Source organism: Acidimicrobiia bacterium (assembly GCA_012959995.1).
GTDB lineage: Bacteria > Actinomycetota > Acidimicrobiia > Acidimicrobiales > MedAcidi-G1 > MedAcidi-G2B.
This window is the reverse complement of record DUCC01000006.1, coordinates 1-7064: the sequence shown is the minus strand read 5'-3', so window position 1 is coordinate 7064 and position 7064 is coordinate 1. Positions and strand designations below refer to the sequence as shown.

The 7064-nt window shown below is 52.4% G+C and carries 4 protein-coding genes; all 4 read left to right on the top strand.

Features of this window, described 5'->3' with window-relative positions; genetic code table 11:
- The first annotated feature begins 206 nt into the window (after positions 1-206).
- Entirely contained in the window at positions 207-1064 is an 858-nt protein-coding gene (locus EYQ49_01245; GenBank protein HIG24505.1) for a hypothetical protein, read from the top strand.
- A gap of 189 nt (positions 1065-1253) precedes the next feature.
- Positions 1254-2387: an exonuclease SbcCD subunit D gene (locus tag EYQ49_01240; GenBank protein ID HIG24504.1), complete on the top strand. Its 1134-nt coding sequence runs from the start codon at positions 1254-1256 to the stop codon at positions 2385-2387.
- Entirely contained in the window at positions 2384-5425 is a 3042-nt protein-coding gene (locus EYQ49_01235) for an SMC family ATPase (protein ID HIG24503.1), read from the top strand. The genes EYQ49_01240 and EYQ49_01235 overlap by 4 nt, the downstream gene beginning before the upstream one ends.
- A gap of 26 nt (positions 5426-5451) precedes the next feature.
- On the top strand, positions 5452-7064 hold a 1613-nt coding region (locus tag EYQ49_01230), incomplete at its 3' end, for a hypothetical protein (protein HIG24502.1).

Genomic DNA, 7064 nt, shown 5'->3' with positions numbered 1-7064 from the left:
TCGGGGTCGCTGAGCTCTGACCCGCAATTCAGGCAGGCCACCCCGACAAAGGCTTCAACGGTTGCTGGTTTGCGCTGGCGCTTGCGAAAGAGTCCCATGCCTTATTTCTACTCCATGGGTGTGACAGAGGTGGCTGTCACACCCCGAGCGTACTCTTAAGACCTACGCAAGTAATTGGTTGTTGCGTGGCAGCCAAGGAGGCTCAAATGAACAGTAATGACACTTCTCTAGAAAATGATCGGATGAAGTCCTACAAAGTGGCGGCTGACATCAGTAAGAGCCGCATGGCGAAGGAAGCACCTTTGTCTGCTGCTGCTTTAGAAGAGATTGAAGCCTCAGACATTGTCGTGGTCCGAGATATTTATGATCATGTTGAGCAAGTCCTTGAAGCACTTCAGGTGCCTTTTCAGTTAGTTCGGATTGATCAATTTGATAGTGTCACTCTTCGCCCAGAGCAACTGTTGATCATTAACTGCCCCGGCAACATTTCACAGTTAGCAATAGAAAATGTTCGCAAGTTTGTGTCTGATGGGGGTTCGCTGTTCACCACGGATTGGGCTCTTCGGAATGTGGTGGAACCCGCTTTCCCTAAGATTATTGAGTACAACAATAAAGCCACTGGTGATGATGTAGTACGCATTGAGATAGTTGACCCCACCAGCCCGTATTTGTCTGGCGTGCTGGATGACGAGGACGACCCTCAGTGGTGGTTGGAGGGCTCGTCTTACCCCATTCGTATTCTTGATACAGAACGGGTCAAGGTGCTTATCCAGTCAAAGGAGTTGGGCACAAAATATGGTGAAGAACCAGTGGCGGTTGTGTTTTCATATGGCAAGGGCGAGGTGTTTCACATGATTTCGCATTACTACTTGCAGCGCACAGAGTTTCGTAGCGATCGCCATCAGTCTGCCGCTGCTTCTTATGCTGACGAAAAGGGTGTTGAGGTCAGTTACGAAACATCGTTGCTTATGACCGACCTCAAACTTGGTGATGTGGAGTCTGCCGAGTCCTCAACTCGGTTTATTGCCAATATTTTGGCTGAAAAGAAGATGAAACAAGAGTAATGGTGTTTCCGAGCGGAGGTTAGTGCCTCCCCCTACAATCAATTACCCGGCAAAGGAGCCAACATGTATGACGATGACGATGACGAAGAATCTGCGTCCGAGGGTCAACTTTGCGACACTTGTATGACTTGGATGAGCCCCGGTGAAAACCCGTGTGCCCGTTGCGGCAACGAACGGTAAGAGGTCGATGTGTTAATTCTTCATACCAGTGATTGGCATCTTGGGCGGTCGTTTAAGAGCACCTCTCTTCTTGGTGACCAAAAAGCGTTTATAAATGAGTTGATTGAGGTGGTCAAAGGCCGGCGGGTTGATTTGGTGGTCATAGCGGGTGATATTTTTGACCGAGGGTTACCACCGGCTGAGGCCGTAGTTATATGGAATGATGCTTTAGCGCGCATTATCGAAACTGGCGCCCAAGTGGTGGCTATTGCCGGCAACCATGACCAGGGCGAACGCATTGAAATGAAGCCGGCGTTAACTAACCCGGCTGTGGTGGTGCGAGGTACTCGTGAAGCTTCGTTGGCCACCATGGAGTTTGACGATGGCCCACTAACTGTGGTGACGGTGCCATTTTTAGATCCGTTTATGGCTCGAGACCTTTCACAAGGCGAAGGGGCAGCGACGCACCAATCAGTAATTGAAGGTGCTTTGGCTGTGGTGGCCGATGAGGTAGCGAAAAGCGACCGTTCGTTGGTGGTGGCCCATACTTTCGTGACTGGTGGCCAAGAAAGCGAGTCAGAACGTTCGTTGCTGCAGGTGGGAGGCTCCGACCAGGTGGGCGCCCAAGTGTTTGATGGGTATTCCTATGCGGCATTGGGCCATTTGCATCGACCGCAAGAAGTAAATGGCCCCACGGTGGCCTATTCAGGCACCCCGTTGCCTTATTCATTTTCTGAGAATCACGCAAAGTCCATGCGTTTGGTCACTATGTCGGTCATCGGTGAGGTCACGGTTGAAACCGTGCCTATCAAGGCGGGTCGACCGGTGGTCACCATTAAAGGTTCCTTTGAAGAACTTTTAAAGGGCGACGAGTACACCGAGTATGAATCGCATTTCGTGCGAGCGCACTTAACCGATCCAACGACCCAACCGGGGGCGAGAGATAAACTTCGGGAGCGTTTCGCTCACATTTTGGAACTAAATTATCTCTTTTTTGATGACGGCTTGACCACCATTCTTGATTCCGAGGATTTCGAAAACAAGCCCGATGTGGTGGTGCGAACCTTTTGGGAAGATGTAACCGGCGAACCGGCTTCTCACCTAGAAGAGGACTTGTTAGATGCGGCCATCCGGGCTGGTTTCAATGATGGGGGGTCAGCATGAAACCTCTGAATCTAGTCATTAATGCTTTTGGCCCGTTTGCCGGCCGCCAAGAGGTAGATTTTTCGACGCTTGATGACTTGGGTCTATATTTAGTTGCTGGGGACACTGGGTCGGGGAAGACCTCAATTTTTGATGCCCTAGTGTTTGCTCTTTATGGCACGGTGCCGGGGGTACGGGGGAATGATTTGGCGGGAATCCGTTCTCATTTTGCCGACCCAGGGACCACCACCAAGGTGACGTTGGAGTTTGTTATTGGTGGTGACCGTTGGCGGGTAGAACGCATGCCTACCCAGGAACGCCTCAAGAAAAAAGGTGAAGGCACAACGAAGATAAATGCCAAGGCCACGTTGGAGCACTGGGATGGCGGCGCTTGGGATGAGGTAGCCAGCGGAAAAAACCCGGTCGATAAGCGTGTTGAAGAGTTGTTGGGCCTTGATGACAAACAATTTTCTCAGGTGGTGCTGCTCCCTCAAGGCGGGTTCCAAAAGGTGCTGTTGGCCAAAAAGGAAGATCGTGAAGGCTTGCTGCGTACCTTGTTTGCCAGTTTGGGTTATAAGAAAGCCGCTGATTACCTCAAAGAGGAAGCGACGCGTTTGCGTAGTGAAGCTAGTACGGCGAGAGCGGTGCGAGAAAAAGCAGAAGCCAGTGTGGCCGTTCAGTGGGCCGATGCTCTTCAGGGCCTCGCTGATTTGGGCGAAGAAACAGATTTGGTGTTTACCGAGTGGCCGGTAGTTCTCGATGAGAACGATGAGGGGTCTGCCATGCATGACATTTCCGGCCGAATGGGCCACTTGGAGGGAGCTAAAAATAGTATTGAAAAAGTATTGGGTTTAGCGGAGAAGAAATCGGAGACCGCAGAAAAAGCTCACCGTAAGTTAACCACGGAGGCTGAAAAGTTCACCCAAAAGGTTGAGTTAGAACTAAAACTGGCCGAGTTTGCTGCATCTGAAGAAAATGCGAAGCTTGATCAGAAACGCCATAAGGAAGGGGTAAAGGCCGCCCCGGTAGTTGAAGCACTCGACGAACTTAAACTGGCCACTCAAGGCTTGGTGTCGGCTCAGAACGCTAACCAGACTCAGGAACAAACTTTAGTGGCGGTGGGTTTGGCCAGTAAAGAGGTGCCCAAGGAAACCAAAGTTGCGCAAGGCCTTTCTCTTACCTGGGCAAGGCGGCAAGCCGAGTGCCAGACGGCGGCCGAGAATCTGGAGGCCGCGAATGATCTTCGACAAAACCACGAAGACCTATTAGGTGAAGTGGCGTCGGGCCTTGAAGAGGCAGAGGACCTTGAGCAAGGGTTAAAAGAGGCGGCGGCTGAAAGTAAGGATTTGCAAAAAGATTTGGCGGCGGCCGAGGATGCTCGCGCTGGGTTAGTTGAGATGCAGAAAGCGTCGCAGGCGGCGCAAGAAAAATTTAGCGATGCCGGCGCGCTGCTCACTGCTCAGGGCAAGGTGAAAAAGGCTGAAGTGTTCGCAGTTTCGGCAGCCAAAAAGTTGGCCAAAGCACAGAAATCGGCTACCCAGTGTCAAGAACAGCAACGTAAAAACTGGGCAGGCCACTTGGCGCAAGAAGCATTGGTAAATGGCGAGTCATGCCCAGTGTGCGGCGCTGAGGAACACCCTTCCCCAGCCCCTTTGGCTGATGGCGGCGCAGATGAGGCATTAGCCAAAGCAGAGAGCGATCAGCAAAGTGCGGCTACGGCTCAGGGGGCGGCACAGGCCAGTTTGCACGCTGCACAAGAGTTCCTAGTTGAGGCTAAGAAGAAGGTGAAAACCGGCAACCGGGAGCTCAGTGAGGTGGTGGTGGAGCTTGAGAATTCGGCTAATGAGGCCCAGGACCTACTTAATGAAGTTCAAGAGCTGGCCGATGGCTACCAGTCGCTCAAAGTCGAGGCTGATCGAGCAGAGGCCAGCAAGCGAGCAGACGAAAAGAAACAAACCGACGTTCTTGCTGAGGCGAAGAACCTACAGAGTTCGGCCAAACAAAAGGACACGGAAGCCACCAAGATGCAGAAAAAGGTTGATGATGCGGTGGGGCCGGGTGCTGACCCGGCGGCTCTAACTGATCAAGCGGCTGCCATCGGAGAGGCTTTGAGCGGGTTGTTAGACACGCTGCAGGCTCAACAAGTTGCTGAAGGTGAGCAGCGAGTCGGCCAGAAGACGGTTGATCAGGCGTTATCGGCATCGCCCTTTAAAAATAGTGACGGGGCCCGAGCAGCGTTCGTGCCGGGTGACAAACTGGCTGAATTAGGTGAAGCATTAGAAAGTCGGAGCCGGGCGCTGGCTCTCGCTGAGGGGCAGTTGGCGGGTCTCAAAGGAGCGCCTAAGGATTGCCCAGATATTGAGGCGGCCACGGTGCTGCTTGAACAGGCCAGAGAATATGTGGAGGGTTTGCAAAAGGCGTTCACCACCGTTGATGAACGGAAGCGTAGTTTTTCTCAGGCTGTTGACTCGGCAAAAGAAACTGCTGCCCAAGGCGCGGCCTTGCAAAAAGAGGCTGATTTGGTTGAGCGGGTAGATAAAACCTGTCGAGGCACGGGTGCAGGGTCGAACCGGTCGTTGGAGTCGTGGGTGTTGGCCCGGTTCTTGAAAGAGGTGGCGGTTGAGGCATCGGTGCGCTTGCGCAAGATGAGCAGTGGGCAGTATGGCTTTGTGGTGCGAACTACCGACGATGAGGGCAAGGCAGATCCATTGCGTATGGATATTGACGATCATTATTCTGGGACGACTCGCCAAGTGAGTTCGTTGTCGGGCGGTGAGCAGTTTATGGCCTCGTTGTCATTGGCATTAGGGTTGGCCGACACCGTGCAGCGCCGCAATGGTGGTCTACGCATTGAGTGTTTGTTTGTTGATGAGGGGTTTGGTTCTTTAGACCCCGCCACGCTTGATCTAGCGATTGACACTTTGGTGGGCTTACGAGATGAAGGCCGCACGGTGGGTTTAATTAGTCACGTTGAAGGGGTGAAGGGCCGCATTGATTTGGGCCTGGAGGTAAAGAAGTCAGACAATCAGGGTTCACGCATTGTGGTGCCCAAGCGTTGAAATATTCATCTACGAGGAGATAGTTCATGGGGTTGTTAATTCCAGAAGACATTCCGTTAGATACGTTGCCGTCATCGGAGCAACGGGTTATTCGTATGTTTCAAGAGGGTTTGCCTGATAGTTGGTTGATTATCCCTCGCCTCGAGGTAGTGAATCAGGGCAAAAATTATGAAGTTGATATTTTGTTGATCAACGAGTTGATGGGGATTTTTGCTGTTGAGGTAAAAGGTGGGCCGTTAGAGGTTCGCCAGGGTGAGTGGTACCGCCGTAGTGATATTATTTCTCTGTCGCCGCCCCGCCAAGCGCACGACATTTCGTTTGCTTTTCGTGACCAACTCCACAAGAGTTCACCCTTGTTGAAAAAGATTCATGTTCCTTTTGCGGTGGCCATGCCGGACATCCGTGGCTTGAGTGCTTTGGGCGATGGTTTGCCGGCGGGGGTACTTCGCGAGCAGTTGTTGATGGCCGATGATTTGCGTGCAGTTGACGGCCGGCCCTTGGAGGGCGCTTTTTGGGCGTTGTATGCCACTGATGTTCGCAATGCTCCACTTGCGGCCGACCAGATTGAGGCAGCGATGAATTTTTTGCGCCCTGATCAGGATTTTCGCTGGGATCCTCAAGCCCGAGCTAAGGAGGCTCGAACTACCTTGCGCCGTATTACTGATGGACAAACCCGGGCATTGGCTACTTTAGATTTGAATGAACGGGTGGTGGTTTCTGGCCCGGCGGGCAGTGGTAAGACTCGGTTGGCGGTGGCCTGGGTGGAACGTGCTTTGCTACGAGGCGAGCGCACATTGCTGACTTGTTTTAACGAACCGATGGCCGAGATGTTGGCGGAGGCTACTTCAGACAATGACCTATTGACGGTCGGTTCTGTGCAGAAAATGTTGATGAATTTAGAAGGTTTCCCTAAGTTGTCGGTGCCAGAGAGTATGTCCGGCAAGGAGGCCAGCGAATGGTGGTTGAACGCTCCGTTTGACCATATCGCCAAGCATCTGGATGAGGCCGTAATGCGTTTTGACACCATCGTGGTTGATGAGGCGCAAGACTTTGCCCCGCATTGGCTCGAAACGTTGGAGAGCCTTTTAGTTGATGAAGGCGCTGCCCGTCTGATGAAATTGGCTGACCCCCAACAAGAGGTGTTTGACCGTGGTTTTATTTTGGAAAATGCTGGCTCGGGGGTGGTGCGGGCGGACCTGTCTATGAATTGTCGTAATACGCATGCGGTGGCCCGGGTGGTGGCAAGGTTCGGTGGTGCAGAAGCGGCACCTGCTTCTCCTGATGGTCAACCGGTGGAGTTTTATGGTTGGTCTTCTGACGATCAGGCTGTTCTCGAGGTTGGTAATTTATTGGAGCGGTTGGTGGGTGAAGACCAGATTGATCCGGCCAATATTTTGGTGGTGACTGGGCACACCAGTGTGCGTGACAAAATTCGTGAGGGAGCTCCCGGTGGCTTTGTTTGTGACAAATGGGAGAAGCGAGCGGACGGAAACATTGTTTGTGAAACCATTCATCGCACCAAAGGCCTAGAGCGTGATGCGGTTATTTTGGTTACCACTGATGCTGATTTGCCCGACAATTTGCTTTATGTGGGCATGTCTCGAGCGATTTCGAAACTTATCATTGTGGGCCCCCCGGC